Genomic DNA, 25,201 nt, shown 5'->3' on the forward strand with positions numbered 1-25,201 from the left:
GCGGATCATTCTCGGCGCGGTGGTTGCACATGCCGTCAAAAGGCGACCTTGTGTTCCTGTACAGGTGATGCTCGGCCGGATCGTGGACACCGGCGCGCACCGATTTCGCGCCGTCGGGGTAGGCCGGGGCGCTGGATGGGTGTCGCACCAGGGGTGCATCATCGAACCGGACGAGCGGGCCTGTGAGGTAGCGGAGGGTAACGGGATGGCCGAAGACGTCGAGGAGTTGCGGCGCCTAGAGGGGGAGGTGCGCGCGACGGTCAAGGCGCGCACCGATCTCGAGCAGCGTCTCGCCAACCCGGAGGCACTGCGATCGGCCACGGCGCGCGCCTACCGGGACCGCGACGCGGTGACCAGCCCCCTGTTGGAGGAGGCGCGCGGCAAGGTTGCCGCCGACATCGCCGCCTTCCATGAGGAGTGGCATCAGCCTGATCAGATCGCCCGCAACATTGAGCGGCTCGGCGCCGTGCTGGACGAGGCGCCGGCGCACATCCGGGAGCATCGCGACGCGATCGTCGATGAGCTGCCCGAGGCGTATCGGGGTCGTGCTCGAATCGCCGAACGTCTCAGATCGGCCGGTTTGGAAAGCATCCTTCCGGAGGAGCGTGAGTGGTATGACCAAGGGTAAGTACAAGTCGCGCAAGCAGAATCGTGATGCGTCTAAGCTCGGCGAAGATTTGGTGCGGGTGCGCGACCAACTGGTCGAGGAACAGCGGCGGTTGGCCGAGATGCGCGAACGCGCCGAATTGGATGCTCGACTGCGTGCCGATCTCGCGGAGGCGATCGCGGCACGCGACGCCGTGTGTGCACCGCAGTTGCAGCGGATCGCGGACGACCGCGAAGTGATCCGGGCCGTCACGCGTGACCGGGCCGCGGCGAATCGGTCGATCCGGCGGCATTCGCAGAAGGTCACTGAGTGGGGGTTGCGGGAACTGGGTGCGGAGTACTTCTACGCCCTGGTTACCGGGAATCGGATGCGCTTTCTGGAGGGTGTCTATTCCACCAACCTCAAAGGTGAAGCGGTGGAGACGATTCAGCGGGCGCGTGGGTTGCGGACGCGGCCACAGTTGGACTTCACCGCCGAACAAAAGAAGGCCCTGACCGATGTGGCCGCCGCGGCGGCGGGGATCGCATTGCCCGACGATGTGACGGACGTCGACGACTCGGCGTGGGACCGATATACCGAGATGGTTGCTGCGGATTCCGCCGCCTTGATCGCGTTCAGAACACCGGTGCCGTGGCTGGACATCGCCGAAGACCATGAGCATTCGGCGAGCAGGATTCTCGGCGCCAATCCGGTGACGTCGGCTGTGACCGTGACCGCGCCTGAGTCGGTGCCGACCATCACGGAGTTGTCCACTGGCTCCGCGGCGCAGCGAGACGCTGCGACGGCCGCCGGCGCGACCAAGGTTGCGGACGCTTTCATTGAAACCCTGCAGCGCAACGTGTTTCTTGCCGCGGAATCGTCGATTCCGTCTCCGGTGGCAGGTGGTCCTGCCTACCCTGCCCCGGCGGACGCGGCGTCGATGCAGGCCTGGTATGCGGCCTCTGCGATCGGCGCGTGGGGTCGTCACCGCACCGAGGTGAACGGACGTGTGGCGGTCGCCTCGGCTGCAGCAGTGCCGTTCTGGCTACCACCTGGTCACACCATCGCCTACCTGGATTCCGAGCCGCTCTCGGGTGAGGACATCGAGGATTTGCGCATGCCGTTCCCGCAGGTCCTCGTCACATTTGCCGAGCCCGCACGGCTTCCAGCCATTGACCCGAGCGTTCTCGACGGCGACCCGCGGATGCGCTGGATCGACCATCTGGCGGCGACCAGCAAGGTGTTGCCCGACGGCCGAGACATGTTCATCGGTGCCACCAACAGCTTTCAAGCGCCGTTGCCGACGTTGTGGGATGCGATCGCTTCCCGCGGCGCGCACATCGAGGCCGTCTTGCTGCTCGCCGATGCCCACGGCCACCTGGACGACCTTTTCGCCTGGTGCGTCGCCGTTCCCTCGGCGGCCGCGGGCCGCGTCCTCGGGCGTTGGGTGATTCCGGCGTCTCGGCAAGCCACCAGTTACGGCAATCTCGTCGCTAACGCCGCAGCGGTGGCAGCATGGGCGGACTGGCATCGTCCTGGCCATTCCCGCAGCGCCGAGGAGCAGCGTGAGGAGCCGGCAGGCAGCGACGCAGGCGCCGCACGCAAGCGCGAAGACACCGTGCATGTCCTCAACGTCACCGCAACCACCCCGGTGGAGGAGCAGCCGGCGGTCAAAGGTGAGCCCACGGGTCGCACGACGGCCCCGCACCGCCGGCGCGGGCACTGGCGCCGCCAGCACTTCGGTCCCGGCCGCACCCAGACCCGCCGCGTCCGGATCGCGCCGGTGATGGTCAACGCAGGCCGCCTCGGTGCTGACCGACCTCAAATCTATCGGCTGCCGGCACCCAAGCTGTCGGAGTCTGCGGCCATCAGTTCATAACCGCATCAGCGGGTTTGAACAAGACTGCTCGCCCACCCCAGCGCCTGCGCAGACTCGTAATCCGGACTGCGCATAAGCTGCTGCTACTTCCGGCGGACGCCGGCAGCGACGGCCAACGCGGCGACCACGACCGACAGCAGCGTGGTGTTGCCGATGTCGGCCAGGCCTTCGACGCTGCCCGTGCGGTGCACGACGTAGAAGCACAGCGCCAGGAAAGTGCCCGCCACTGCGGCGAGCATGATGACGATCGCGATCTTCACGAACTTCGATCCCTTCGGGATACGCGGCAGCAGACCGAGGTCTCCTGGCAACGCCCGCCGCGGGACATAGGTGGCGCACCACCTATTCGGGGGACTCGCACCCCGTTTCACAGGATGGAAGGTCAGGAATAGGCGGACCACCACCGGTACAGGCCCTCTGAGCGCTGTGGCGGACACACGCGACACGCCCGTGGTCGTCGGTGTCTGCTGAGATAATGAGGGAGGCGCCACTTTCCCGGTGGGTGAGGTGGGTGCGACCTGGACGGAACACCGTCAGCGTGATGTGCGTCACACTGTTGCTGTTTTCGGCTGTTGAGATCCCTTCTAGGTGAGACCCGCGACAGGTGCGTGGTCCTATCGACAGGAGGGACAACGAGATGAGCGAGGACCAGCCCCCCGACGCCGAGAACGAGGCCGACTCCACCGGCCCCGACGCCGCGGCCGTACGCAAGGCGGTCACCGAGATGTTGACCGGGGCGGCCAATCCGATCGCCCAGACGGTCAGCGACGACATACATCGCATCGCCACCGCGGCGCTGGGCAGCAACCCCGAGGTGATCGGCATCGGCAACCCGCTCCAGAACTACACCTCGCCGACCAGTCACCTGCAGCTGTTGGACGGCGGCATCGGCAGCAGCGTCCACACTGCCATGGAGGCGGTCTCCCGCGGCGCCAGTGACTGGACCAACGGCGGATTCAGCGGGCTGTCGCCCGAAATCATGGGCGGGCACCGCAACATCACCGACCTGATCACTGCCAACACCCTTAGCTACACCTCACCGATCGCCCAGCTGCATCAGCACCAGTTCGACGTCGGTATCGGCCGCAGCGCGCAGGCGGCGATGGACAGGCTGGCCACCTACAAGTCTGCCATCGACGAGCGCCTGCACCAGTACGACTTCGGGGTGACCCACCTGGCCGCCGTCCAGTCCGCGATGGATGCCCTGGGCAGCCACCAGTCCACCTTCGAGAGGGCGCTGCACCGACACGACCTCGGGATGGAGCACCTCCCTGGCGTGCACTCCGCGATGGACGCGCTCACCAGTTACCGATCGGCCTTCAACAATGTGCTGCACCAGTACGACTTCGGGGTCGGGCAGCTGACCGGCGCTCAGGCGGTGATAGACGCTTCGACTTCCGGCTGGTCGAGTGATGTCGGTCGCTGGGCTGGCGGCGTGCTCGGCGGCGCGCATCTGACGGAGCTGTTCAGCGGGCGCGACTACGGCTCGTCCATCGACAAGCTGATGCGCGAATCCCAGCAGGCCATCCAGGAGTTCATGCGCCAGCGGTCGCTGGTGCCCGACCCTGCCGCCTGGATGAGAGACCTTGCCGGGCCGGTGGAGTCGATCGCGGACATGATGCGGTCGTGGTGGCCGGCGGCGGACCGCGGGCTGCGCGCTGCCCGGGTCGCGTTGCGGGCAGCGCTGAAAGTGGTGCAGCTGCTCGCGAGCAACGATCCCGACGCGCGGGAGGCCGTGCAGCAGTTCCTGATCGACTGGTTGGGATTCCGGCACCGCTCCCATGATCTGGTGTGCTCGGCCACCCTCGTGCTGCTTGACGTGCAGTCGTGGCTGCCGACCGGTGCGCGTCCGCTGGACTTCGACCCGCGGCCGCGGCTGCGCAAACTGACGCTGGCCGAGCACCGGGCCGCGAACCGGTTGAGCATCGACCCGGAACTTCGCTTCCAGAAACGGCCGCTGCTGTCGTTGGAGCAGCCGGTGCAGGTAACTGACTGCGATACCACTCCCATATCGCTACGGGAGCTGCTGCCCGATCGGGCGGCGCCGGATCCGTCCGCCGTCATCGACCCCGAGATCAGCGACCCCCGAATTGCGCGCCTATGGTGGCGGTTCACTGACCGCGAGCGCGAGATCCTGCGGGTGAAAGCTCAGCCGAAGGTCACCTGGGCGGAGGCCGCAGTGGAATGCGGCGGGACCGCGAGCGAAGGCGAGAAGCTCCGACGCAAGGTCAAGAACATGGCCAAAAAGGAATCGGCCGAATCGTCGGCGCCGTCGGCCGCCGAGGCCGGCTGATCGGTTAGCCATGGAAAGGAACGGTCATCTACTGGGACGCTACGGGCTCTTCCGGGACTGGCGTTACAGGGCCAGCCTCGGGAAGGTACCGGTCCCATATCGCGGTATTACCGCCGATTTCTACCACTGATATCGCAATTCCGCGGAATCGTCGCAGTATGTCCGCGATCTCAACCCAGTAAGGAATCCAGCAGATGGCGGCGACCTCGACACGAATCCGGGACGAAGCACTCGAAAGAGGGCACCTTGGGCCAGCCGCGTTGGAGATGATGCGCAGTGTGTTTACCGAGCAGTTGCCGCGGTTTCCCGGCCTTGGCGATGCTGACGGCGTCGATGACCTGTTGAACAGCTTCTTCGAGTGCAAAGGTGCTGGATACGCGAACGCGATCACTGCCCTCCCAGACGATGGAGCCGCACGGCGGGAGACCCGCAGCTGGGTAGAGCGGTGGCTTGTCGACCGCGCACGAGAACGTCCATGGGGGGCGCTGCGACACCGGCTTGAGAAGCGCCTCCAACGCTCAGATCTGTTCACCCCGTCGGCCGCCAAGCACCACTGGTTCCTCTCCGGCGCCGAGGACGTCGACCGTCCCGTCACTGACGACGAACTACGCGACATCGCTGCCGGCGCCCCCGTCGAGGTGGTTCTCCCGACGGGACAAGGTCCCGTGCGGTTGGGGCGTACCGGAGAGCTGGAGGAAATGCTGCGACGGGTCCTCGCCGCGGCAGGCAGGCTCCACGTCAGCGAACTCACCCGGATCTGCGCCGACCGATTCCCCTCACTGCTGGAGGCCGACGACGCCTTCGACGCAACGGATGACGTGGACTGGGGCGTCATCGAAGAGACCACCGCCAGCCCTGACACCGGGGCGATCACCGAGGCCAAGCGCCGTGACGAAGAAATCGCAGCACAGCTGCTGCCCCAGCTGACTGCACGTGAACGCACCGCGATCCGCTTCCTCGACGACGTCGCAGCGCTGGCAACCGAATTGGGAATCGGCCGCAGCAGCGCGTACAGCCTGATCAAAAGGCTCAGAGCCAGATTGACTGAGCTTGCCGGGGATTCGGAACGCGCCAATGATGTGCTCGCGGCCCTGCTCGGTCTGGTGGTGGACGATTCATCCAGTGTCCCGTCACTAGACGGTATGACCATCGAGGACTCCCATGTCGTTTGACCCATCTGAGCGGTGGTTTGAGCTGTCCGAGCAATTTCCGATCGGCCCGAAGCGTGGTGGCTTGCCAAGAAGAGACCACTCGGCCGAGGAGGTCGCGCCCGGTCAGATTTGGCAGGCCTATTGGCGCGCCGCCGCTGCTGTTGTGCTCATCGTCGGTGTCGACGACGCGACTGCGCGGGCCCACGTTCGTCCGGCGACCCTGGAGCCTGGGGTTGAGGATAGGTCAGCCATTGTCGTTGACGCGGAAACCAGCCCGCTTCACGGGTCCATCACCATCTGGCCCGAAACCGCTGCTGTTATCCCCTTCGCCGTCTTGGGCGAATGCATAGGCTCGATCCCGGTACCTCTGCTGGGGATCATCAAGGTTGACCACACCACAGCTGGCCTCCGCTATGGACATGCAGACCCTCCTCTTGGGTCTGGAGCCGCCTTGGCCATCGATGCCCTGTTCGACGCGCTGGACATTCTCCAGAGCGCACCCGGTCTGCAATCAAGCACGGCGGCGAAACCTGTGGTGCAACTGCAGATTCCGCTGCTAGCCATCATGAACGCGTTGCAGATTCCGCAAGCGCGCGCTATGGCCATTCGTATGGGCAAGGAACCACTAACGCTCGAGGAAGCCGACCAACTCGCCGTCGCGGCGGACCTTCCCGTGGACGATGTCCTGGCTGCCACTGCACCGCTTCCAGATGACCTTCAACGCGAACTTCAAGAACCGCGCTGGCGCAAGCACATTCGTCGACGAGCAGCCGATGGAGACGAAGCGCGTGCGCGATCACGGCTGGGCTACGAGGCCTACCAGCTGGCCGCCCGAGAAACAGGGCAAGGTCGGGAGCTTTGGCGTCAGCGCCTAAAGGCCGTGGTCGCCACGGAGAACGGTTAGGTTGTGGCGCAAACATTCGACGCCGTTCCCGCTCAGGTCGACGCGATGCTGCAAGCCTGGGAAGCACGAGGCTGCCCGCGGGAGGACCTAACGGGTGACGCTTTCGCCGCTCTCGCAGGTCGTGAAGATCTCGCGGTTCTTCGCGTACCGGAATTCGTGCCCCAAGATTCACAGCTGGGCTGCTCCGTCGCCGGCGGCTATCGGTGGGATCCGCCCACCCTCATCGTTGCCGAGTCGATGTCGTGGCGCCGCCAGCAGTTCACGTTGCTCCACGAGCTTGGCCACCACATTCAAAGGACCGACATCACACTCGGCACGGCGATCGTCGAGCACCGCGAACCCGAAGTATTCGAAGACGCCTGTTGCGACGCGTTCGCTGCCCGGGTGCTCCTTCCCGACGGCCTCGTCAATGCGCACACCTCGGATCGGGGACCCACCGTGCGCACGGCGACCGAATTATTCGAGGCCTCGAACGCATCCCGAGCGGCAATCTGTGTTCGCCTCGCCGGACGACTTCAATCGGCAGGTGTCGTCGTCGTGCTTGACGAGGATGGCACCGTGACCTTCGCCGCTGCCCGCGGAGGCCTCTTCCCACCAGCGCGTGGCACCGTCCAGACTGCCAACCCACTCGTCCAGGCGGCGTTGCGCACCGAACGTGACGGTCGCACGGTCACGCGCGACAACGCGCAGATCTGGTACCGCACCGGCCACTCGTCCGAACAGCTCTATGGGCAAGCAGCGTGGGCTAGAGATCGGCTCTTCCTGATCATGGTCGCTTACGCGGCCCCGTGGTTGTCCTTCTCACCGCCCCGTGATGGCACCGCCGAGCACACCAACGACACCTGGGATGAATGTGAGCAGTGCTATCAGGAGTTCGTCGCAGAGGCGGTGTGTGCCACCTGCAAGGAACCCCGCTGCCCCTCCGGTCACTGTGGCTGCACCGCGAGGGCCGAAAAGACGTGCACGGAGTGCTTCCTGAAGAAGCACCCAGGTCAGTTCGCGCCTGGCTCCACGGTCTGCCGGGAGTGCGTGAGCTGACGGTCCCCTGGACGATTTCGAAGTTGTCCCGTCTCTAGCTCCTGAGCAGGCATCCGCCTGCATATAGCAAGAAAGCAGAGAGGAGCCCCCGTGGCGCCCCAGGACAACATCCGGATCTACATCGACGGCGAACCGATCGACGTGAAGCATCGACGCCTCACCGGCGCTCAGATCGGCAGGCTCGTCAGCCCGCCCCCCGACAACGTGTGGCTCGACGTCGTCGACGCGCAGGACGAGCCGATCGCACCCACGTACGTGGTGGCGATCGAACCCGGCATGCGGTTCTTCACCGATCGGCCGCGCACTATCTACATCGACAAGATTCCCTACGAGGTACGCACCGCGGTACTCACTGGAACGCAGTTGCGCGCCTTGCCAACCCCACCGGTCGCTGACGACTACGGGATCTGGAAGGACATCCCGGACGACCTCGATGACCCAACCGAGCCCGGCGAACTCGTCGCCATCGCCAATGGGGACCGGTTCTTTACGAAGCCGCTGCCAAGGCGGGAGATCCGCGTGACCGTCAATCGCCAGTGGTCGGTGTCCGTCCATGGGGCCCAGCAGACCGGTTTGTCGATCAAGAAGGCCGCCATCGGGCAAGGTGTTCCGATCCAGATCGACTTTCTCCTGTCGCGCAAACACGGCCCGAAGTTCCAGCCGGTCGGCGACGACGAGCAAATTCGTGTCCACGACGGCGACGAATTCCGCGCCCTCGACGGGGATGACAACTCATGACCGCCACGCCCGTCACCGCGACCATCACCGAGGCGATCGAGGAAGTCCGGGAAACGTTCACCGAAGCCACCGTTACCGTCGACAGTGACGGCAACGGTGGCGCCTGGGTGGTCATCGACTCAGTCCCACTAGGGCCTGTCTACGTGCAGGACAGCTCTTGGATCGCCTTCCAGATCACCTTCCCGTACCCGGAAGCCGACGTGTACCCGCACTTCGTAAGGCCGGACTTGAGCCGCGCCGATGGCGCAGCCCTCGGTGCGGGTTTCTCAGTGGCGAAGTGGGGGCTGAGCGGGGATCCCGGAATCCAGCTATCCCGTCGGAGCAACCGCCTGAATCCCGCCGTCGACACGGCCGCGACGAAGGTTCTCAAAGTACTCAAATGGCTCAACGAGCAGTGAACCACCCTTGGTCGGTCGTGATCACCGGGGAACAGTGGGCCATCCTGCAAGGCCACCTGTTCCCCGGTGACGGAGACGAGCACGGCGTCGTACTGCGATGCGGAATCGCCCGCAGCCCGCGAGGCACCCGGCTACTCGTCCGCGATGTCGTGACCGCCATCGACGGCGTCGACTATGTCGAAGGAACCCGCGGTTATCGGAAACTGACCGCGACCTTCGTTGCCGATGCCATCGATGCGTGCGCCGGTCAGGGGCTGGCCTACCTCGCGGTGCACAACCACAGGGGACGCGACCGCGTCAGCTTCTCGATAGCAGACATGGCGTCCCACGAACGCGGCTATCCGGCACTACTCGACATCAATGGCGGCGTCCCAGTGGGGGCGCTCGTGTTCGCGAACAACGCCGTCGCCGGCGACATCTGGACCAATGACGGGCGACGCCACGCCATCACCCACCTGCGTGTCACACGTCGGCCCCAACTGACTCTCACCCCCGAGCCGCCGCCAGCCCAAGAAGCCGACCCGACCTACGACCGTCAAACCCGCATCTTCGGCGACCGCGGCCAAGCGATCCTCGCCCAGTCCAAGGTCGCCGTCGTCGGACTTGGCGGCATTGGCTCGCTCATCGCCGAGTACCTCGCCCGCCTTGGCGTGGGAGAGCTCGTGTTCATCGACCCCGATCGGATGCATCCGACGAACCTGCCGCGCGTCGTCGGCGCCCGCCGATCCGACGCGGTGCGTCTACTGCAAGACGATGCACGTCCGCGCTGGGTACAAGCACTCGGCGCACGCGTGGCAACACCGAAGGTCAAGATCGCCGCAAGGGTAGCCCGCCAGGCGTCCCGAAAGGTTCGGATCACTGCCGTAGCCCGCTCGGTCGTCGAAGCCGACGTCGCGGCGCTCCTGACCGACTGCGACCACATCTTCCTGGCTGCGGACTCCGCGCTCGCGCGGCGGTTGGTCAACTCGATCACTCACCAGTACCTCGTCCCCAACACGCAAGTCGGCTCGAAGGTCACGGTCGTCGATGGAAAGATCGCCGACATCTTCTCGGTCTCGCGGATGAGTAGCCCGGGCAGTGGGTGTTTGCAGTGCAACGGCTTGATTCCGGCGTGGCGGCTCACGGACGAAGCCACGAGCGAGGTACAACGACGCCGCCAGCGATACGTTGATGACGACAACGTTCATGCGCCGAGCGTGATTACCCTCAACGCGGTCGCCGCATCACGTGCGGTTGACGACTGGCTGATGGCCATCGGCGGTCTGACAGATCCGGCTACAAGCGCAGACCATTGGGTCGAGTACCACCCGCTCACCGACGACGTCATCGAGCACCAGCCAGCGAAGTCCCCGGACTGCTCACACTGCGGACCGACGCGTCACGCGCTCGGTGACGGTGCCGACCTTTTGTCGCGGATGTAAGCGCAGCGTCTGGAACGAGACGCCTTGCAGAAGAACGGTCTACTGCAAGCGGCGGCCGTGTCTACGCGTCGCAGGAGTCGCAGTCTCAAGCACGATCCATACCGCGAACCGCGTCATATCCAACACCCGTCGTAACCGCATGTAACCTCGGAGAACGTCGCGCGGTGCCGACCTGGCAAAGGCAATCATTAGCGGAGATGGGGGGCTATGACGTTCAGGTTTCACTCTCAGCTTGAACTTCATCAGTCCGTGCAATCGGGCCTGTCTTCGACCGTCGCTCCCGGACCGATATGCAGTAACTCCATTGACTGGATGGCATGGCACTTCACCAAGCTCGCCTTCCTACCTGCCATAGTCGAGTCGGGAGCCCTCCTATGCGATAGGCACGCCAAACCAGCCGAGGTCATCGCCAGTCCTGGCATCAAAGAGGACAGGTTGAGCATCCCGGTCGGCTTGCCCGGGCATCCGGACTGCATGGTCGGAGATCATGTGCCCTTCTACTTCGCTCCGAGATCGCCCACTAGTTATTGGGTACTACACAACACGTGTCAGCCCAACGACCTCGTGTTCCTCGGCGTACACGTTCGCACGGTCACTTCTCACTTGGAGTGGTGCGCGACCAACGGCAGCGCAGCGAAGCCACAATTGACGAGTTTTATGAAGGACGCGCACGCGATCGGCGACCATGTGGACCTGGACGTGCTTACGCTGAGATATTGGTTGGACAGCACAGGGGAAGACACCGATCGACGTCGCCGCAGGCACGCAGAGTTTCTGGTTTACGACCGCGTTCCGTTGGAGTTTGTCAGCCGTGTGGTCTGCTACTCCGCCGACGCCTTGGCTGTCGCGGTCAAGGCGATGAACGGTGTCAGTGGGTCGAGGAAGTATGGGGTTGATCCGAACATGTTTGCGATATAGGACGGTGACATCGTGATCATTGAGGCTTCCGGCGACCTGCTGGATGCGGATACCCAGGCGGTCGTTAACACGGTCAATTGTGTCGGCGTGATGGGGAAGGGCATCGCACTCCAATTCAAGCGGAGGTACCCCGAGGTTTTCATCGCGTACGAGCGAGCTTGCAAGGCAGGTGACGTCACCACAGGAAGGATGCTGCCCGTACCGACCGGTGAGGTAATCGGTCCGGAATGGGTCATTAACTTCCCGACAAAGCGGCATTGGCGGGCGCCTTCCAGACTCGAGTGGATTGAGCAGGGACTCAAAGACCTGCGGCGCGTAGTTGCTGAGCTTCGTATCGAGTCGATCGCCGTGCCGCCCCTCGGGGCCGGCAACGGAGGATTGAATTGGCACGATGTCGAGCCACTCATCCGATCGGCCTTCGAAGATGTGCAGGACGTGAGGGTCTATCTCTATGCGCCGACGTCCAGCCAGCGCCGCAACATTGTTGCGCCTGCCAAGAGGATTCGGATTACTCCAGGCCGGGCGCTCTTGCTAGCACTGATGGACCAGTACGCCACCGTCCGAGCCGCTACGGATCCGCTTTCAGGGACAGGCGTTTCGCATCTCGAAGTTCAGAAACTTCTTTACTTCGCTACGACTGTCGCTCCGAATCCGCGAATGAAATTTGTTCAAGGTAAGTATGGGCCTTATAGCGACTCTGCCCGGCACATGCTGCAGGAGATCGAAGGAAGCTACACGAGCGGCTACGGTGATGGCGACGACCGTGTACTCGCATTGCGCCCGATAGAAGTGACGCCTCAAGGTCGGCAGCAAATGATGAACTACCTTGATCGCGTGGACTCGACCGCAGTTAGCGGAACGGTCGACCGCGTGCTAGCCATCGTGTCCGGCTTCGAAGGGGCGTACGGACTTGAGTTGCTTGCAACTACGCACTGGGTGGCTAGCCACGAAGGTGCAGTTAATGAGGCCGAGGCTACCGCTGCAGTCCGCAAATGGAGTGAGCGCAAAGGGAGGATCTTTACCCAAGCCCACGTCGGTAACGCGCTGGAGCATCTGCGTGCGACAGGCGCGTTGATTTCGAATACCACTCCGACCTAAGCCGATTGAATTGGGCCGCAGCCGAAGTGCGTCTCTGTAGACGTCGAACGGTCGCGCTAAGTACAGAAGGATGTCGACCGGCGACGCGCGGCTCGCCGACCCGGCACCCCGGTGGCCGCGTCTAGCTGCCCTCAACTGGGCTTATGCAGCGAAGATTGACAAGCTATCGCGACACGCCGACACAGACGAGACGTGTCGCCCACCGGTGGCCGGCGGCAATTGACGCCTCAGGTTGTGAACGGATTTGTGAACGAAACGGGGCGCAACTGCCGTGATGATGTGAGACGCACCGTGATGGCTGGGACGGACGGTTAATCGTGACCTGCACGTTTGATACCCGGGAAGCCATGCGAGACCGGAACCGGTTGGCTCATAACCCAGAGGTCGCAGGTTCGAATCCTGTCCCCGCTACTAAGCGAGACGGCCCCCGGAGAACTCTCCGGGGGCCGTTTCCATTGGCCATGGCAACACGTCCGGGAACACGAAAGCCCGTTTCGGCCAACGCAATCGGGACCGTATGGCGCGGCGGCATCCGGTTGACCTAGGCGGCCCGTGCACCGCGGCGTGGCGCTCGCAGGCCCAAGGTACGTCTGCCCGTATCTACCAACAGTTCGCACAGCGCGTCGTCATCGACGTCCGCGACACGGGAGTCGACAGCGGCGGCCAGACCCGCCATCACCACCGACGCTTTGACAAGACCAGCGGGTCCAGGGTCCAAGGCTGCCATCCTTGGATAGCCGCTCCGTTGCGGTCAATCGCCCATGTCGGCTGTCCGTACTGCGGCTCGACGGAATATATGTCGCTCACCACGGCGCCCGCGATGAAGCCGCGACGCCTAGGGCCCCGCACGGTAGACAGGCGACGTTCATGACCCTATTAGCCGTTCGTCGAGACTGACGCCGGAAGGCGGCCGGTGCTCGGCGGGAGATAAGCCATCATGCGACCCTGCACGGTCGGCCCTAGCAGGTCGTGACCCTCCTTGGCTGCTTTGGTAGCAATCGACACCAACGACATACGACGCAGCGGGTCATCGACGAGTACCGGCGGTGAGAGGGTCAGCCCGGCTTATCGCGTTGCCATCGAGTCGATCCGGTGAAACATCCGTGCAGACCGGCACGATTGCCAACAGCGGACTGTCCGCTCTGCCGTCATGTCGCAGCAGCAGTTCACGGAACCCGCCAGACGCGATGGCCAGCACGACATCATTGAACGTCGCGCCCAGCGCCTTCGCTGTGTTCTTCAGCTCTTCCGATGGAGGTGACACCGTTGCAAAGGTGCCGACCGGGCATGTTGTGGCTCTCGACGCGAACGCGGGGTGCGCCCCTCGGCACACCCGCACTCGGCTGATTCAGTTATTCGGTCACCGGCGTGTTCTACTCGTCGACTACACGCGGGCCCGGCTCGCGGCCAGCCTTCGCGGATCGTTGAGGACCAGCGGCAACGTCTCGTTGTCGAGTTGCGACCTGATCATCGAGCCGGGGTCTGTTGCGGTACCCGTCCCTGACTTCGCGTCGAGCGGCGCGGTCACCGGCGTGATGGTCCGCTTGATCTTGTCGATGATGACGTCGCCCTTCAGGTAGCCCGTATGGGTTCCTGTGACCAAAATTTGGCCCGTGTAGTGGATGGTGTTCTGCGCAACGGTTTCGTCCGTTGTCTCGAAGCCGTTGAGGATCATCCCGTCTTCATTGACGAAGTTGGTGTACTGCACCGTGCGAACGATGTGACCCGATGCCAATGTCTCCTGGGTGAGCACCGCGACGTTGTCGGTATCACTCGTGCCTCCCACGCCGTGATAGATCCCCGGATCCGGCAGCTTCACCTGCTTCGGCGTGTTGGAGACCAGCGTCGGTAAGGTGGTTGACAGCGCTGGTGTGGTCTTGTCCGCCGGCGTCCCCACGCTGGTGGTGTAGTTCAGCTTCGCCACGACCAGACGTGACGTTTCGCCGGTCGGGTCGGAAGCCTTGGCCTCCCAGAATGCGACCTCGGTGCCGTCTGCGTTCCAGCTCGGCATGCTTCGGGCGACCCAGCCGTCGTTATTGACGAACAGGGGGATGCCGTCATCGCGCTCGAGGTCATCGGACACCCTGATCAGCCATGGCTGGTTCGTGACGTTCTGCGAATCCGTCGTGCCGGCGTAGAGGGTGTATACCGACCCCTGGATCAACAGCGGCACGAGCGCAGGCCGCACGATCCTCGACGCCGGCAGGAGCATGTCTTCGTTGCGCCCGCTGTCGATCGCGATCCACTGACCGTTGGGGGAGAGGTCGGCGTCCTCGTCGTAATCGAGGTTGCCGGTTACCCGTGTCGCGGTGCCGGTGGCCAGGTCGACGACGACGTCATCGACGTTGCCGCCGTCGAAGAGCCCGCCCTGAACGATCACGCCCTTGCCGTCGTGAGTCCACTGCTTGCCCTCACCCACCGGGTAGACCACGCGAGCATCTTCGATGTTGTACACCTTGGCGACCGGATCGTAGACCAGCGTGCCCACGACCGGGACGGCTGTGAGGAAGCCTGGCGAGTCAGCGCCATTCGGAACCAGTTGGATCTGGCTGAACAACACGTGGGTTCCGTCCGGGGAGATCCTCATTTCACGTTGTGCATCGGTGGCGATGACACCGGGCTTACCGGGTGGCGTGAGGATGCGGGTGATCGTGTTGTCACGTGGATCGTAGACAACGTTGGTGTAGTTCCCCCCCGCTTGAGGACGGGACTGCATCAGAATCCGCCCCGTGCCGTCCTCGAAGGGAACCGGCTTGTATAGGTCCCGAGGTGCGGTAGTGCCATTCGGAAGGGGAGTGGGGTCAGCAAGACCACAGGTCACACACTTCGGTTCGCTACCGTCGAGGTCGACGCGATAGATCTCCCGGCGCGCGTCGGCCGCCGCCCCCGGGAGGTGCGGCGCTGAACAACAGGGACTTTCCGTCTGCCGCGAACCGCGGAATAGCCGCGTCGGTGAAACCTGCCGGCAGGTTTACGATCGTGCGCTCGGCCTGTGGATTCAACACCGAGACATCGGTATCTGTTGTGGCGCTGTGCGGAACTCCGAACAGACTCAGGAAATTGGTCTTGCCGTCTGTCACCGTGACCGTGATCGACTCCGACTGCACGGCGTTGTAATTGATGTCTTTCGGTGTGTAGGTGAAGTTTCCGGTCGCCTGATCGATCGTCAGTGTGCCCTTGTCCGTTGTCCACGTCGACGAATCAACCTGGTTTGCGCCCGCGACGGTGTAAGTAAGCGGGTCACCCTCGGGGTCGGTGGCGCCGAGGGTGCCGGTGACGGTCTGCCCAGTCTGCGATGTCAACGTGGGGTTGTAGGCGATGCTCGGAGCCTCGTTGAACAAGTTGCGGCGGACCCAACCCAGCACAGCCCACGCAATCGGAACGAACGGTCCCGGTGTGGCGGGCGCCGGCGCCAGGAACGGGTTCAGCAGCGTGGCGAAGAGATTGTTGATCACGCCGACGAAGGTTGTCACCGGTGAGGTGACCTGAGTTACGGGCGCCACCAATGCGGTGGCCGTTGTGAGCGCGGTAGCGGTGATATCGCCACTACCGGTGTTGGTGTCAACGTCCACTGTCCTCAGCGAGGAACCGGACGAGCTATCCGCTGTGAACGACCGAACCGTGGCGGTTGCGCTGTCGTCCTGGCCGGCCGTCGTCTTCAAGGTGGTAACGGCCGCCGACGAGACGGTCGACGATGGAGAGCCGTCCGATTTCGATGACTTCGGTTGTGTTTCAGCAGTGTTCGACGATGGCTGCTGCGTACTCGACGGCGGCGTCGGCGTTGACGAACTGGGTGGTGTGGGGTCAGTGGCCTCGCCCGTGACGGTCGAGGTCTCGGAATCCACGTGGGTTTGTTCTGTGCCACCCCGCACGGATTCGGCGTTGGATTCTTCTTCGCCTGATTTTGTCGATTTACCGGTCGTCGCCGCACCGCCCGTCGTTTCGTTGCCCATGGAACTCGAGCCGGTGCCGGTAGTTGTGACCCCTGCAGCACCGGAGCCACCGATGTCAGACGATGTCGAGGCTGCCGGCGACCCCGACTCGTCCTTTGATGCACCTCCGTTGGAGGCCGGGCTGCTCTGCGAGCTCGAACTGTTGTCAGAGCTGGCGGACGAACTCTTTGTCGATGACGACGATGAAGTTGATTCATCGGCACTCGCCAAACCGGGTGAAGTAACGACCATCACTCCGATGCCAAGTGCGGCGGCCAGCGCGCCGACTCGGCCAATGTAGCGTCCATGCGTGCTGACCTGCGAAGAATGTGGGCTCATTGCGGCTCTCCGAATGCGACTCGGTGTTGCGCTCGGAAGCGATTCAACTAGCCGAGCGTAAAGTACCAACTTGCCGAACGTAAAGCTACAGCTTGCTACCTGTCAAGCCCCTGTTTGCCAACCGGCAAGCAAGGACTTGCCGACCGGCTAGGACACTGCTTCACTAGTGGCGAAGGAGGCGACATGACATCCGCAGCAGCGGAAGGTGTAGGCACCACGCCTGACACGCGGCAAAGGCTGCTGGACGTGGCCAAGACACTGATCAGTCGGCACGGGTTCGCCGGCACGTCGCTGCAGATGATCGCGGACGAGCTGGGCTTCACGAAGGCCGCGATCTACTACCACTTCCGGACTCGTGACCAGCTGCTCATCGCGGTGATGGAGCCGATCCTGCACCAAATACGCCGCGTGGTCGAGACGGCGGAAAACCAACGCACACCACGGATGCAGATGGACGCGATGGTCGTCGGCTTCGCCGGTGTCGTCGCGCGCAACCGTTCGATGGCCGCGGTCGTGGTGTTCGACCCCGGTGTGCACGCGGTACTGCAGCTGCAACCGGATTGGGGCGACCTCATAGCCCGTCAGCTCAGCCTGCTCATGCAGCAAGACACAGGCGCCACCGGAGTCATCAAAGCCACCGCGCTCCTCACCGGCCTGGCTGGAGCAGCGACGGGCGCCCCACTCGACATGACCGAAGACGCATTGATCGAAGAGTTGAGTGAGATTGGTCGGCGAACAATGGGGCTGCGCCAACCATCTCGTCAGAGCATCTCGAAGCGTAAGAGCGAGCCAGATGGTCCGAGACGTCCTAAAACAGCTCCGGGCCGCTGGAACGATTTTCTGGCCGAGGCCTGAACTGGCTCCGCCCGATCGCAAACCTGCGGTCGCTTCCGTTCGGCGACAACGAAATTGACGTTTGTCGGGCCTGGACGGCGGTGAGGCGTGTGCTTGAGCGGCTCACCGGAACGCCGTCGTCGGAGCGGTTGTCGCAGCGACAACGAGCCTCTCCACCGCTATCTCTACGCTGCGCACCGGCGGGCATGTGGCCATCCAAGTGAAGCCCGATATCGGCGGGTGCATTACTGGACTTTCGGCGTGGACATTGCCATTTGGTACGCGGACATCATCGTCGAAAGTTCGTGAGCGATATCCGGTCCTGTTGGTGTGTATACGATTTCGCAGAACCCTTTACTTGCAGTCTTCCGCAGTTGACCCGCGATGGTTCGCCTTATCCCCGACCATCGTTCGGGTATCAATATGGTTCAGCAGTCGGCGATCGCGATCTGGCAGAGTCGTCACGTGCCCTTCGAATACGTGAAGATGGCGATTTTGCGGGTGGCTGACCGTCTCCAGCGCGGCTCTCCATTCACGTCCGCCGGGCAGGGAATCGACGGCCTCAGCGCCACCTCTGGCGTATGCATCGTGCCAGTTCACGACGCGCCACGGCCCAATCGCATCCTTTACTCGAGCGCTATCGGGATCTTCGCCGTCCTCGAGTACCGTCCCAGATACCAGGCTGGCTGTCGGCAGAGTGGGGTGAGGCAAGCCAATGATGCCGTCGGCGATGTCGGCAGCTAGCGCAGCGCCTTTGGGGCCGAACACGCTTAGCCAGATTTGCACGTCAATGGGCCGGTCGGCGGCAAGTCCGGGCGCGTGCATCATGCGCACGGCGGCACCATCGGACACTGCGGTTTGCCCGGCAAGCAGCGCCCGGACGGTCTCCAAAGAGTCTTCAACGCGCTCAGCTTCCATGGACGCTGTCCAATCGCCCGACGTGCGGTGAAACCGGTACCGAAACAGGCTCGCAATCTTCCCTCCGAGAGCCGCGCAATGGTGGCGATCGACGATGCCACGGTCATCGGCGACCGCTGGGCGGGGACCAGCACGGCTGTCGACAGTTGAATGCGGGTTGTCCGCTCGGATGCGAGGGCGAGGTGACGAATGGATCCTCCCAGAAAGGGGAAGAATCAAATATCCACAGCCTCGTGTACCCAAGGTCCTCGGCGAGGACGGCAAGATCCGCGAACTTCGGGGAAGGCGGCAGAGCGCAGGAGATCTCGAGTGTGGACAACGTCGTTCCCCCACAAGAGGTCGTCATTTGACCGAATACGAATGTAAATACTCGACCATTATTCGAGTCCGCGCAGACCTCACGCCACCGCTGCGCGACCGATCGAGATCGTCTTATCGGCGTTACGCGTTTTGTCGCCAGCGGATATGGGATGGACTCGACGCCAGCCCAACGTCGATTGCGATGACATCCCATTCCGCATTGGCCGAGAGCGACGCCGCCCCGAAACCGCCTGAAAGATGGAACGCGGTGCAAACGTGCGCATCGCGTGCATTCACTGGGCGGATCAAACGCATATGCCCCACTACAGCGCAACGGCGGCGGACATCGCTGCGGTGACCGTGTGCTGGACGCCGCCGCACGTCTCGCTCACCGAGCGGACAGAAATCGTTGAAACGTCTAATCAGATCAAGACGCTTCAACATCTGAACTGGTTTTTACCGGTCGCCGATTGACGATGCGTCGACATGGTCATACAGTTTGAGTAGAAATGTCCGTCTGCCGCCTACCGAGCGGCTCAGAAAGGGGAAGCCGATGACCGCTCCCAACGTCTTCGACGCTGACCTCCCCACGTTCAACTACGGACTCACCGCTACCCCCCAAGACATCCTCGATGATCTCCGCAGTGCGCAATCCCTCGCGCCCATCGCCATCGGACCGCTCGGCCCGGAAATCCTGTCCTACGAGATGGCTCGGGATATGCTGCGCGACAACCGGTTCCGTCTGCCTCCCGGCATCACCCTGGCGGCACAGGGCATCACCTCGGGCCCGTTGTACGACAAGATGGCGAACAGCCTTCTGGGTCTCGACGGCCCACCACATGTCCGGTTACGCAAACTCGTATCCAAAGCGTTCACTCCCCGTGCGACTTCGCGTCTGCAAGACACAATCCGCGACGTGATGAACGGGCTGATCGATCGGGTGGCTGACGCCGGACGCTGTGACGTCGTGACCGATATCGCGCGTCCCTACCCAACCCCGATCATGTGTGCGCTGCTCGGCGCGCCCAGCGAGGACTGGCAGCTGTTCGCGGACTGGACCGAAGAGATCTTCAGGGCCTTCAACTTCCAGCCCGACGCCACCTTCGATGAATCCGCGATCATGCGCGCGTGGGGCGAACTCGACGCCTACGTCGACGACATGGTCGCCGCGCGCAGAAGCACGCTCACCGATGACCTGCTCTCCGAGCTGATCCGGGCCGAAAGCGATGGCGATCGGCTGAATCTCGATGAACTGCGCATGCTGGTGGCCGGCTTCCTGATGGCGGGCACGGACACGACGCGGAACCAACTAGCCGCGTCGGTGCAGGTGCTCTGCGAGCATCCGGCCCAGTGGACGAGGCTGCGCGACCAACCCGAGCTCGCGATGCAGGCAGTCGAGGAGAGCATGCGACATTCGCCAGCAGCCTCCATCGTGCCGCGGACCGCCACCGACGATGTCGAATTCGGCGGATACACGTTCCCTGCAGGCACCTTCGTCCTCGTGAACACCTTTGCCGCGAACCGAGACCCAGCGATCTACGACGACGCTGACCGATTCGACATCGCGCGCAACGACGCGCCGGCAATCCTGACGTTTGGCGGCGGCGCGCACTACTGCCTAGGGGCAAACCTCGCACGCCGGGAACTGGCGGAAGCACTCGTGGTGCTGACCCGACGGCTGTCTGCGCCTACTTGCGTCGGCCCGGCGCCGTGGAAATCACTGCTCGGAATGACGGGTCCCACAACACTTCCGATCGAATTCGACGTCGATGTGCTGGCAACCTCAGATGCGTAGTCGCGGTTGGGCGGGTGTCACACCGTCCTCGGATGAAGAGGCGATCGCCCGGATCCTGGACGCGGTAGACGAAGTGGTCGCAGAACGCGGGTCGGCGATACGCCTTGCCGACGTCGCCCGCAAGCTCGGGGTCACTCGTCAGACGGTGTACCGGTACTTTCCCAACGCCGACGCGCTGCTCATCGCAAGCTCGATGCGTGCGGTCAACGGATTCATCGACCAAGTCGCAGAACACGCGCAGGGGATCAGCGATCCAGTCGTCGCCATCATCGAGTGCGTTTCGTTCGGGATCGAAAACCTCATGGGCGATCCCCAACTGGAGAGCCTACTGACCGTTCGGCAGGACGGCGAGGCTGTCGTCTCGTTGACCTCGGACACGGCGATCACTTTCTGCTTGTCGATCTTCCACCGCCTCGACGTCGATTGGAAACTTCACGGCTTCGACTCCGCCGCACTCGGTGAACTTGCCGAGATGACCCTGCGCTCCGTGCAGTCACTTCTGATCGATCCCGGACCGCGCCAACGCGACGGAACCGCACTACGTCACTTCCTCGCGCGCTGGCTCGGTCCAGTTATCCTCTATCCGCGGATCGCGTCGCTGCCGATGCACGAACCGGCCTGAGCCGGCGGTATAGCCACACCCCGTGGTAGTGGCGAACGCTGAGCCGATCACCTCGGCGCACCGCGCCGCGCGACAAGCCCGCACGGTGAGCTCGTCGCTGAGTCGGGCCCGGCGGGCGTCGTAGGCTTGGTGGCGATGGCCATTCGGAATGCAGATCGTCGTCATGGCGTCTGATGCGGACGCACTGATATGACCCTGTCTCCACCACCACGCGCCGAGGTCTTCTTGGTGGAGAACCGCTTCAACCCGATCTCAACGCGAGCCGTGCTCGAACTCACCGATGACAATTTGCGCTGCGCAGTCAAGGAGTACTCGAGGTGGGTGGAGAAGGCCATGGCGATCTCAGATCTCAGGTCTCGGCTTCAAGTGAGTGAGGCGGTCGTGGCGTTTGATTTCCGGCGTGATCAGCTGAAGATCAAGTGGCTCAAGCGATTTTTGAAAGCCGGGTTTTCCGTTAGTGACGGCAGGTCGCGCCCTTGGCTGGTGTCCCTCGTTTATCCCACGGGCATCATGGCACTGGTGGAGGTGGTGGACGGCTGGGATGTTCACAACGAATGGCGGCGGGCTCTGCCTCCGACCTGATCCGGCGGTTCTGGGACCAATCACCCCGCGGCACCTTGCTGACGGAGTGAGAGCTGACAAGTACACCGGACAAAGCCGCGCCGTCGAGAATCTGCACCGCGCAGGCAGCTCACCCGGGTGAATCGCACTGGCGGATGAAGACAACTCACCCCAAGCGTGGAGACACTGGCGCTCAGCCCAATCGGCGAGGCAGTTCCGCCCCAAGGCTCGCGGGCCGCTTGTGCAGAGCGCTTCACGCTTGGCAGAACAGGAACCACGATGACATCGCCGGTCAGCGACCGATACCAGGCCGTCGAATTGGTTGAACAACGCTACGCGGGCGCCAACACCGGCCGCGGTCCTTCAAAAGCGTTGTCGCGCAACACCGAAAATCACCGCAGTTTCGACTAGCCGTCCGAGGCCTGATCGCAACCGGTCATGTGGAAACTCGAAATCATAAGAGGGGTAACCAATGGTGCAGAACAGGACGGAGTCCGAATGGGGATCAACAACAACGGTGGTGCAGGAAGTACGGTCCGCGTTGATACCTGAAGGTGCTGACGTGATGACTGTTCTCATCAACCATCCACCGGGTGCCCCCGGTTACCCGCCACATCGCCTTCCCGGCGGTCCGGGATTCGGCTACATGATCGACGGTGAAATGCTGTTCGAGATCGAGGGCGAAGCGCCACGCGTTCTCCGCGCTGGGGAGGCGTTCTGGGGAGCCGGCGGCGATGTGATCCACTATCAAGACGCCAATAACCGCACTGACATTCCATGTAGCTTCGTGCTCACGCTGTTTCGCCTGCCGGGGCGACCGATGCTCGAGTGGGTTACCGAACTGGAGCTCGAGGCGCGAAAGGGACTGCGCGTCATCGTCGATGAACGGCCACGCTGACACGACCGCTGCCTCGACGGACAGTCGCCGTGACGAACGCGCCCGAAAACCGACCGAGACGATTCCCACCATAGGGCGATGACACGAAGCCGAACACACCTTGGCGGGCGGTCTTTCGCGTGAGCCCCATAAGGGCTCCCTGAACGGTGCACATTCCGCCGATTCGTGGGCGGCCTGATGAGCTGAAAGTCCTTGGTGGGCTGGTCTCTGCGGTGGCGCAGGGGCGTGGGGGGGTGTGGGTCGTCGAGGGGCCACCGGGCATCGGGAAGAGCCGATTGTTGACCGAGGCATTGGCGTTTGCTGAAAAGGCCGGTGTGCGGGCGCTTTTCGGTGAGGCGTTCGAGTATCAGCAGTCGGTGCCGTTCTTCTCGCTGTTCATGGCGACCCTGCGCGCGGATCCCCCTGTGGGTGATGCGGAGGCTTTGCGTCTCGTCGACGCGTCGACCGATCTGCGCTACTGGGTCGTGCACAATCTGCAAGCCGCCATACGCGCCGCCGCGTCCCGTCAACCCCTGGTGATCGTTCTCGAGGACATCCACTGGGCGACAACTCGACACTGTTGGCGCTGCGGTCGCTGACCGCGACGCGGGCCGACGGCGCGGTGCTGTGGGTGGTGACCGCGCGAACCGGCGCAGGCGGACCGGCTGTTCATGAGACGCTGTCCGCGCTCGAAGACGAGGATTCCACCTTTCTGCGGTCGACGGCCATGACACCGAGCGCGGTCGCCGAGATTGTGCAAGACGCTGTCCGGGCCAACGCGGACACGTCGCTGCTGAGCTTGGCCGACAAGGCGCACGGCAATCCATTCCTGGTGACGGAGCTGCTCCGGGGACTCGACGAGGAGGGTCGACTCGACGTCAGCGGCGGCCGCGCGGTCGCTTCGGGAGACACGTTGCCGCGGCGGCTCAGCGAGTCCATGCAGCAACGACTCGACCAGCTCTCCATCGCGGCGAGCCAAGTCATGCGAGTGGCCGCGGTGCTGCCTGACCGATTTTCCGGCGGGTTGCTCGCCGCGATGCTGGAACGCCGACCGTCCGCGCTGGTATCGGCGGTAGAAGAGGCAGTCCGCGCCGACCTGCTCATCGAAGACGGTGAACAGATGAGGTTTCGTCACGATCTGCTCCGCGAAGCGACGCGCCAATCTTTGCCTCAGTCGCTGCGCCGGGCGATGGAGCGGCAATCGGCAACCGGGATGCTGGATATGGGGGCGGCGCCCGAGGAGGTCGCAACCCAGCTCGCCCGAAGCGCCGAGGTGGGTGATCAGGCCGCGATCATCGCGCTCCGCGAAGCGGCACAGTCTCTGGCTTACAGCGATCCGAGCGCTGCGGCGGATCTAAGCAAACGGGCCCTGGACCTTCAGCCGCCGCAGGATGGGGGACGTGGGCCTCTGGTCACGGAAACGATCGTGCTGCTCAACTGGGCCACTCGGTACGAAGAGGCGGAACGGTTGGCCAGCACCACACTGTCCGCCTCGCTGGCACCCGAGGAGGGGGCCGAGATCCTTCTCCGGCTCCGAACGCCACTCACCGACACGACAACGCGACACATTGAGGACAACCGCCGCGCACTTCAGTTGCCCGACATCAGTGACGTCACCCAGGCACGGCATCGAGCGTGGCTGGCCTACAACCTGGTGATGATGGCCAGCCCGGACACGATCGTGCGGCCGCCGATGAGGCAGCGGCCGCCGCTGCGTCCGTCGGCGATCTCGAGTCCACAATTGTCTCCGGCGTAGCACTTGCCTACCTTGACTGCGCGAACGGGTGTGCGGTCAGCGCGCTAGACCGCGTCGAGCAACTCCATGCTCTGCCCCCGGCAGGTGATATGACCTCGCATAATCTCGTCGCGTGCCACCTGGCGAACCTGCTCGCCATGGTCGGACGGCTCGACGATGCCGCCGCGGTGGTCGCGAGTGGCGCGGCAAGGTCGCAGCAGGAACGCGACGGCATGGCGCTTCACCTTTGGGCGCTGTGGGAGGCGCCGATGCAGGTGGTCGAGGGCCGGTTGTCGGACGCCCGCGAAACGGCCGAACGGCTAGCAGCGCCGGAGCGACCCGGGTCGACCTTCGTCAACGCGTTGCGGATGTTCACCCTGGCGGAGGTGGCAGCGCGCACCGACGACCGGACGTTGTTGGTGGACACGCTGACCGAGGCCCGCGAGGCATACTCCAACGGTTCACCATCCGTACGACGCGGGGCGGCGGGTGTGTTCGACACCTACACCCAGCATGAAGCGATTGCCGATGCACGTCGGGTGGGTCGCGCACTGCGCTTGCTGGGTGTGGAGCGGCGCGTCGTGGCGCGGGCGCGGCTGAAAACCGGTTGGGACAGTTTGACTGATTCGGAGTTGAAGGTCATCAATCTGATTGCCCAGGGGCGACCAATGCCGTGGTGGCGCAGCAACTGCACCTGTCCATCCATACGGTGAAGACGCATATCCGCAATGCGTTTGCCAAGCTTGGTATTACGTCTCGCGCCCAGTTGGCGCAGCTGATCGGCGGAGTTGATTGATTGATTGACAGCTCGTCCGCAGCGACTGCGCAGGCTTACAATTGCGTGCACTGTAACGTGCACAGTAG

26 protein-coding genes and 1 pseudogene are annotated in these 25,201 nt (G+C 63.6%); 20 read left to right on the forward strand and 7 right to left on the reverse strand.

All coding sequences use genetic code 11. The annotated features are described in order from the left end of the window. The first annotated feature begins 205 nt into the window (after window positions 1–205). Window positions 206–628 carry a hypothetical protein gene (locus ACGFK1_RS08710; RefSeq protein ID WP_393427818.1) on the forward strand — a complete coding sequence of 141 codons (423 nt, stop codon included), beginning with the start codon at window positions 206–208 and terminating at the stop codon, window positions 626–628. Beyond that, on the forward strand, window positions 615–2,465 hold the full coding sequence (locus ACGFK1_RS08715; protein ID WP_393427819.1) for a hypothetical protein: 1,851 nt from the start codon (window positions 615–617) through the stop codon (window positions 2,463–2,465). Before ACGFK1_RS08710 ends, ACGFK1_RS08715 begins: the two co-directional genes overlap by 14 nt. Before the next feature lie 83 nt (window positions 2,466–2,548). On the opposite strand, the gene ACGFK1_RS08720 is transcribed toward ACGFK1_RS08715, so the two are convergent. Further along, a complete protein-coding gene (locus ACGFK1_RS08720; RefSeq protein ID WP_393427820.1) occupies window positions 2,549–2,836 on the reverse strand; it encodes a hypothetical protein in 288 nt (95 codons plus the stop codon). Between the two features lie 266 nt (window positions 2,837–3,102). On the opposite strand from ACGFK1_RS08720, the gene ACGFK1_RS08725 reads away from it, so the two are divergent. The 9 genes from ACGFK1_RS08725 to ACGFK1_RS08765 all read left to right on the forward strand — a co-directional run bounded on the left by ACGFK1_RS08725 (window position 3,103) and on the right by ACGFK1_RS08765 (window position 12,424). Next, entirely contained in the window at window positions 3,103–4,758 is a 1,656-nt protein-coding gene (locus ACGFK1_RS08725) for a hypothetical protein (RefSeq protein ID WP_393427821.1), read from the forward strand. A 278-nt stretch (window positions 4,759–5,036) separates the two neighbouring features. Next, a complete protein-coding gene (locus tag ACGFK1_RS08730; protein WP_393427822.1) occupies window positions 5,037–5,930 on the forward strand; it encodes a hypothetical protein in 894 nt (297 codons plus the stop codon). Continuing rightward, window positions 5,920–6,813 carry a hypothetical protein gene (locus ACGFK1_RS08735; protein ID WP_393427823.1) on the forward strand — a complete coding sequence of 298 codons (894 nt, stop codon included), beginning with the start codon at window positions 5,920–5,922 and terminating at the stop codon, window positions 6,811–6,813. The genes ACGFK1_RS08730 and ACGFK1_RS08735 overlap by 11 nt, the downstream gene beginning before the upstream one ends. Window positions 6,814–6,816: 3 nt before the next feature. Continuing rightward, complete coding sequence (locus ACGFK1_RS08740; protein ID WP_393427824.1) at window positions 6,817–7,851, forward strand: ImmA/IrrE family metallo-endopeptidase; 1,035 nt, start codon at window positions 6,817–6,819, stop codon at window positions 7,849–7,851. Window positions 7,852–7,941: 90 nt separating this feature from the next. Next, window positions 7,942–8,589, forward strand: a complete 648-nt coding sequence (locus ACGFK1_RS08745) for a multiubiquitin domain-containing protein (protein ID WP_393427825.1) — start codon at window positions 7,942–7,944, stop codon at window positions 8,587–8,589. Beyond that, window positions 8,586–8,987, forward strand: a complete 402-nt coding sequence (locus ACGFK1_RS08750) for a hypothetical protein (protein ID WP_393427826.1) — start codon at window positions 8,586–8,588, stop codon at window positions 8,985–8,987. The genes ACGFK1_RS08745 and ACGFK1_RS08750 overlap by 4 nt, the downstream gene beginning before the upstream one ends. Beyond that, complete coding sequence (locus ACGFK1_RS08755) at window positions 8,969–10,408, forward strand: ThiF family adenylyltransferase (RefSeq protein WP_393427827.1); 1,440 nt, start codon at window positions 8,969–8,971, stop codon at window positions 10,406–10,408. The genes ACGFK1_RS08750 and ACGFK1_RS08755 overlap by 19 nt, the downstream gene beginning before the upstream one ends. A 312-nt stretch (window positions 10,409–10,720) precedes the next feature. Then, window positions 10,721–11,326 carry a DUF4433 domain-containing protein gene (locus ACGFK1_RS08760; protein WP_393427828.1) on the forward strand — a complete coding sequence of 202 codons (606 nt, stop codon included), beginning with the start codon at window positions 10,721–10,723 and terminating at the stop codon, window positions 11,324–11,326. 12 nt (window positions 11,327–11,338) lie between these two features. After that, complete coding sequence (locus ACGFK1_RS08765) at window positions 11,339–12,424, forward strand: macro domain-containing protein (protein ID WP_393427829.1); 1,086 nt, start codon at window positions 11,339–11,341, stop codon at window positions 12,422–12,424. A 541-nt stretch (window positions 12,425–12,965) separates the two neighbouring features. Here ACGFK1_RS08765 and ACGFK1_RS08770 read toward each other — a convergent pair. The 4 genes from ACGFK1_RS08770 to ACGFK1_RS08785 all read right to left on the reverse strand — a co-directional run bounded on the left by ACGFK1_RS08770 (window position 12,966) and on the right by ACGFK1_RS08785 (window position 15,996). After that, a complete protein-coding gene (locus tag ACGFK1_RS08770) occupies window positions 12,966–13,142 on the reverse strand; it encodes a hypothetical protein (protein ID WP_393427830.1) in 177 nt (58 codons plus the stop codon). Between the two features lie 309 nt (window positions 13,143–13,451). Continuing rightward, window positions 13,452–13,688 carry a hypothetical protein gene (locus ACGFK1_RS08775; protein WP_393427831.1) on the reverse strand — a complete coding sequence of 79 codons (237 nt, stop codon included), beginning with the start codon at window positions 13,686–13,688 and terminating at the stop codon, window positions 13,452–13,454. A 120-nt stretch (window positions 13,689–13,808) separates the two neighbouring features. Continuing rightward, window positions 13,809–15,140, reverse strand: a complete 1,332-nt coding sequence (locus ACGFK1_RS08780) for a hypothetical protein (RefSeq protein WP_393427832.1) — start codon at window positions 15,138–15,140, stop codon at window positions 13,809–13,811. A gap of 118 nt (window positions 15,141–15,258) precedes the next feature. Continuing rightward, a complete protein-coding gene (locus ACGFK1_RS08785; RefSeq protein WP_393427833.1) occupies window positions 15,259–15,996 on the reverse strand; it encodes an Ig-like domain-containing protein in 738 nt (245 codons plus the stop codon). A gap of 34 nt (window positions 15,997–16,030) precedes the next feature. Between ACGFK1_RS08785 and ACGFK1_RS08790 the strand changes: the two genes are divergently transcribed. After that, window positions 16,031–16,657, forward strand: coding sequence for a hypothetical protein (locus ACGFK1_RS08790; RefSeq protein WP_393427834.1), 627 nt, complete (start codon window positions 16,031–16,033; stop codon window positions 16,655–16,657). 152 nt (window positions 16,658–16,809) lie between these two features. Beyond that, window positions 16,810–17,550, forward strand: coding sequence for a TetR/AcrR family transcriptional regulator (locus ACGFK1_RS08795; RefSeq protein ID WP_393427835.1), 741 nt, complete (start codon window positions 16,810–16,812; stop codon window positions 17,548–17,550). 333 nt (window positions 17,551–17,883) lie between these two features. Here ACGFK1_RS08795 and ACGFK1_RS08800 read toward each other — a convergent pair whose 3' ends face one another. Continuing rightward, complete coding sequence (locus ACGFK1_RS08800) at window positions 17,884–18,447, reverse strand: hypothetical protein (RefSeq protein ID WP_393427901.1); 564 nt, start codon at window positions 18,445–18,447, stop codon at window positions 17,884–17,886. Beyond that, complete coding sequence (locus ACGFK1_RS08805) at window positions 18,354–18,581, reverse strand: hypothetical protein (RefSeq protein ID WP_393427836.1); 228 nt, start codon at window positions 18,579–18,581, stop codon at window positions 18,354–18,356. The genes ACGFK1_RS08800 and ACGFK1_RS08805 overlap by 94 nt, the downstream gene beginning before the upstream one ends. A gap of 442 nt (window positions 18,582–19,023) precedes the next feature. Here ACGFK1_RS08805 and ACGFK1_RS08810 point away from each other — a divergent pair, with 442 nt between their 5' ends. From ACGFK1_RS08810 to ACGFK1_RS08840, 7 genes and pseudogenes are all read left to right on the forward strand, one after another. Continuing rightward, window positions 19,024–19,221 carry a hypothetical protein gene (locus ACGFK1_RS08810; RefSeq protein ID WP_393427837.1) on the forward strand — a complete coding sequence of 66 codons (198 nt, stop codon included), beginning with the start codon at window positions 19,024–19,026 and terminating at the stop codon, window positions 19,219–19,221. Between the two features lie 79 nt (window positions 19,222–19,300). Further along, window positions 19,301–20,542: a cytochrome P450 gene (locus ACGFK1_RS08815; protein ID WP_393427838.1), complete on the forward strand. Its 1,242-nt coding sequence runs from the start codon at window positions 19,301–19,303 to the stop codon at window positions 20,540–20,542. Next, the gene (locus ACGFK1_RS08820; RefSeq protein ID WP_393427839.1) at window positions 20,535–21,164 is read left to right on the forward strand and encodes a TetR/AcrR family transcriptional regulator; all 630 of its coding nucleotides are present in this window, start codon (window positions 20,535–20,537) and stop codon (window positions 21,162–21,164) included. Before ACGFK1_RS08815 ends, ACGFK1_RS08820 begins: the two co-directional genes overlap by 8 nt. A 228-nt stretch (window positions 21,165–21,392) precedes the next feature. Next, complete coding sequence (locus tag ACGFK1_RS08825; RefSeq protein WP_393427840.1) at window positions 21,393–21,746, forward strand: hypothetical protein; 354 nt, start codon at window positions 21,393–21,395, stop codon at window positions 21,744–21,746. 258 nt (window positions 21,747–22,004) lie between these two features. Then, a complete protein-coding gene (locus tag ACGFK1_RS08830; protein ID WP_393427841.1) occupies window positions 22,005–22,136 on the forward strand; it encodes a hypothetical protein in 132 nt (43 codons plus the stop codon). 61 nt (window positions 22,137–22,197) lie between these two features. Further along, window positions 22,198–22,623, forward strand: a complete 426-nt coding sequence (locus tag ACGFK1_RS08835) for a cupin (protein ID WP_393427842.1) — start codon at window positions 22,198–22,200, stop codon at window positions 22,621–22,623. A gap of 146 nt (window positions 22,624–22,769) precedes the next feature. Beyond that, a pseudogene (locus ACGFK1_RS08840) lies at window positions 22,770–25,133 on the forward strand (helix-turn-helix transcriptional regulator). Window positions 25,134–25,201: the final 68 nt, after the last annotated feature.

This window comes from Mycobacterium sp. NPDC048908, from assembly GCF_043197955.1.
Classification (GTDB): domain Bacteria; phylum Actinomycetota; class Actinomycetes; order Mycobacteriales; family Mycobacteriaceae; genus Mycobacterium.

Excerpts from the sequence above, each read along its gene's own strand:
- ACGFK1_RS08710 (WP_393427818.1), top strand. The coding sequence starts at position 206 with ATGGCCGAAGACGTCGAGGAGTTGCGGCGCCTAGAGGGGGAGGTGCGC.
- ACGFK1_RS08715 (WP_393427819.1), top strand. The coding sequence starts at position 615 with ATGACCAAGGGTAAGTACAAGTCGCGCAAGCAGAATCGTGATGCGTCT.
- ACGFK1_RS08725 (WP_393427821.1), top strand. The coding sequence starts at position 3,103 with ATGAGCGAGGACCAGCCCCCCGACGCCGAGAACGAGGCCGACTCCACC.
- ACGFK1_RS08735 (WP_393427823.1), top strand. The coding sequence starts at position 5,920 with ATGTCGTTTGACCCATCTGAGCGGTGGTTTGAGCTGTCCGAGCAATTT.
- ACGFK1_RS08750 (WP_393427826.1), top strand. The coding sequence starts at position 8,586 with ATGACCGCCACGCCCGTCACCGCGACCATCACCGAGGCGATCGAGGAA.
- ACGFK1_RS08755 (WP_393427827.1), top strand. The coding sequence starts at position 8,969 with ATGGCTCAACGAGCAGTGAACCACCCTTGGTCGGTCGTGATCACCGGG.
- ACGFK1_RS08760 (WP_393427828.1), top strand. The coding sequence starts at position 10,721 with ATGGCATGGCACTTCACCAAGCTCGCCTTCCTACCTGCCATAGTCGAG.
- ACGFK1_RS08780 (WP_393427832.1), bottom strand. The coding sequence starts at position 15,140 with ATGCAGTCCCGTCCTCAAGCGGGGGGGAACTACACCAACGTTGTCTAC.
- ACGFK1_RS08800 (WP_393427901.1), bottom strand. The coding sequence starts at position 18,447 with ATGGAAGCTGAGCGCGTTGAAGACTCTTTGGAGACCGTCCGGGCGCTG.
- ACGFK1_RS08815 (WP_393427838.1), top strand. The coding sequence starts at position 19,301 with ATGACCGCTCCCAACGTCTTCGACGCTGACCTCCCCACGTTCAACTAC.
- ACGFK1_RS08820 (WP_393427839.1), top strand. The coding sequence starts at position 20,535 with ATGCGTAGTCGCGGTTGGGCGGGTGTCACACCGTCCTCGGATGAAGAG.
- ACGFK1_RS08830 (WP_393427841.1), top strand. The coding sequence starts at position 22,005 with ATGACATCGCCGGTCAGCGACCGATACCAGGCCGTCGAATTGGTTGAA.
- ACGFK1_RS08835 (WP_393427842.1), top strand. The coding sequence starts at position 22,198 with ATGGTGCAGAACAGGACGGAGTCCGAATGGGGATCAACAACAACGGTG.